1 protein-coding gene and 1 pseudogene are annotated in these 3062 nt (G+C 43.2%); one reads left to right on the forward strand and one right to left on the reverse strand.

Annotation, left to right across the window (positions count from 1 at the left end; all coding sequences use genetic code 11):
• On the forward strand, nucleotides 1–1306 hold a 1306-nt coding region (locus QUA78_RS32085; RefSeq protein WP_445302468.1), incomplete at its 5' end, for a calcium-binding protein.
• A gap of 200 nt (nucleotides 1307–1506) precedes the next feature.
• Here QUA78_RS32085 and QUA78_RS32090 read toward each other — a convergent pair.
• Nucleotides 1507–2966: pseudogene (locus QUA78_RS32090) on the reverse strand (IS5 family transposase).
• Nucleotides 2967–3062: the final 96 nt, after the last annotated feature.

Below are 3062 nucleotides of genomic sequence, written 5' to 3' on the forward strand. Positions count from 1 at the left end.
AAACTTATTCGAGCGTCGGCTTGAATCAATCATCAATCCTTCTCTGGGTCTTCCATTATTTATTCAGCAAACCCTAGGTAGCAATGTAGGCAGTTTTACTGTTAACATAGCCACGCCAACACCAACTCCTACAACAACACCAACTCCCACCCCAACACCGACTCCCCCGCCCACACCAACTCCCACCCCAACACCGACTCCCCCGCCAACTCCAACTCCCCCGCCAACTCCAACTCCCCCGCCAACTCCAACTCCCCCGCCGACTCCGACTCCCACGCCAACACCGACTCCCACGCCAACACCGACTCCCCCGCCGACTCGGACTCCCACAACAACTCTAGGTACTCCCGCTGTCATTTTCCTTGAACCACTTGGGAGTACCGAGGTACTCGAAAGCTTGGGCAGCGATATATACAAAGTGCGACTAAATACTCAGCCAACTGCTAATGTCACCGTCGCCATTACCCCTGGAACCCAAGTTACTGTCAGCCTACCTGCCCTTACTTTTACTCGGGCAAATTGGAATGTTCCCCAAACAGTAACGGTGACTGCGGTTGACGATGCGGTTGTTGAGGGCGATCGTGCCAGCCCAATTAGCCACGCCACTACCAGCACTGACACATTGTATAATAATCTCGTCGCCCCTATCACAGTCAATATCAGCGATAACGATAACTTAGGCGATGTCAAAACCCTGTCCCAAAAGTCAGTAATCGGTTTCACAGATAAGGACGATCGCATAACAGGATCGGCATTAAATGATATTATCCACGCACGCCCCGGCAATGATTATCTTGATGGCAAAGCAGGAGATGACTTGCTTTACGGACAAAAAGGTGATGACGGTATTAGCGGCGGTGATGGCAATGACATTATTTTTGGCGGCCAAGGCATTGAATTCATTCGGGGTGACGGCGGCCTTGACTTGATTTACGGAGGAAAGGAAAACGATCGCATTTACGGGGGCGATGGCGACGATATATTGTTTGGCGATGGGGGCAATGATTACTTATTTGGAGAAATGGGGGCCGACACTCTCACAGGCGGATTGGGTTTTGATGTGTTTGCGATCGCGATCGGCACTGGTGGAACAGGCTTAGCCGCTGCCGATGTGATTAATGATTTTACCCTCAATCAAGACAAAATTGATTTAATTAGCCCCCTGGCTTTTAGCGAGTTAAATATTTATCAAGGAACCGGCGCTTTTGTTAGCGATACTATAATTCAGTATCAGGTAACAGGGGAATATTTAGCTATATTGAAAGGAGTGGCTGCCAGCAGTATAGTTCAGGCAGTAACTTTTTAGACTTCGTATGTTGTTGCGCTTTAGCCCTAAAGCGCAACAACATACCTACCCGATTTCGATCGCCTAGTTTGTAGGGTGTCTCAGCAGTCGATCGCACTTTTGCTTTGATTGTCAGGTATATAGGGCTTGCTGAAAAAGTAAGAAAACAGGATTTAGAAAGATGAATGAACTCGCGAGTCCCTTGATAAGATAAGCTTTGTTTACGCTATTTTATATAAAGCATAATCTTTATTAATCATCACAGGTGGAAAACAGGAAAAAAAGTGTATATTCTGAAATAGACATAAAAAAAGCCAAAAAGCCTGCCGTAGCAGGGCCGAAAGATTCATTACCAGAAAAGTTATGGCGATGGTGGTTTGAGAAGTATTAGAAAGTTTAGCCATCACTCTACCGAGGCTGAATCTTCTTTTACGCAACTCCCAAATTTGCCCTCAATCGAGTTACGAATTCTCTCGTCTTCTAAAGCTTGTTTCTTCGTTGACTTACTAATATTCGTCGAGGGTCTTCCTAAAGGGGGACCACTCATTCTAATTCCTCTTTCTTTGCACCAAGCTCGATTCTCGCGAGTTCGATAAATTCGATCTACATGAATTGATTCGGGATAGAAGCCTGTGAACCATTTAAATTCTTCTACTTGTGTTTTTAAGTCTACAGATTCGTTAAAATTATCCCAACTAATCCGGTCTAGAAATACATAGCCGTTACGACAACTCGCTGACAGCTTTGCCCCAAATTCGACGGATTTCCCGGCTTTTCCTCTAACGATCGGGCGGATGTGTGGTTGTGTTAAACTTACTATTCGGTCATCTATACTGTTTTTTTTGTTTTCATACATCCATAATTGTTGACGGTAGACTTCTGTTGTCACTAACAGCATTCTATAATAATATTTACTCAGAGACTGTAGCTCTCCCATAACCATCGATATGAGCTAAATTTCTTTTGATATATTGGAGTTGTTTTTTAATCGCTTTTCTTCGTACTTTTCGTGATGGTTTCCGGTTTTTGGCTACTGTTAAGTATGCTTTTCTGGCTGTGTTTCGATAGGTGATTGGTTTTTTTTTTCGGGTGATTTAATTTGAGTGTGTAGAGCATCTATGATTTTTTCGGTATATTCCCTACCTTGATTTAATAGTCCTAAGTCGGTAGGATATTTTAGGTCTGCTGGGGCACAGGTTGCATCTAATATTAATTTTCCTTGATTTTTGGGTTCACTTATTTCTGATGACTTTTTTTCGACTTCCTCTCCTGGCAGTTCTGTCTGCTCTTTAACCATTTTTTCGTTAATTTTATTGATTAGGTTGACACCTATTCTTTGCCGAAAATGAACGAACATTGATGAGTCAAATGGTGAAGCATCACTATAGGTAGTCATGCCTATAAAGTATTGTAGGTATGGGTTTTCTCTTATTTGTTCTACTGTTTCGGAGTCACTGGTTCCTAACCTTTCTTTAATTATTAATGCCCCTAATGCTATCCGAAACGATTTCGCCCTTGCTCCTGTTGAGACTGTAAAATTTTGAGCATATTCGGCTTCAAATTCTGACCACGGAATTATTTTTGCCATGATTACCCAACGATTATCCTCTGACAATTTCCCCTCGAAGGGCAGGTCAAAGTTGGATGGTGGGTTTGGGCTTGGGTCAACTTTTCGGTACATTACGAAAGTGATGCTGTACTCATTGGTAACAAGTTAAGCTTGTATGGCAGTTGTCAAGGGGATTTGAGAAGATGTGTCAAAGAAAAATTGATGATT

The organism is Microcoleus sp. K4-B3 (genome assembly GCF_036704615.1).
Classification (GTDB): Bacteria; Cyanobacteriota; Cyanobacteriia; order Cyanobacteriales; family Microcoleaceae; genus Microcoleus.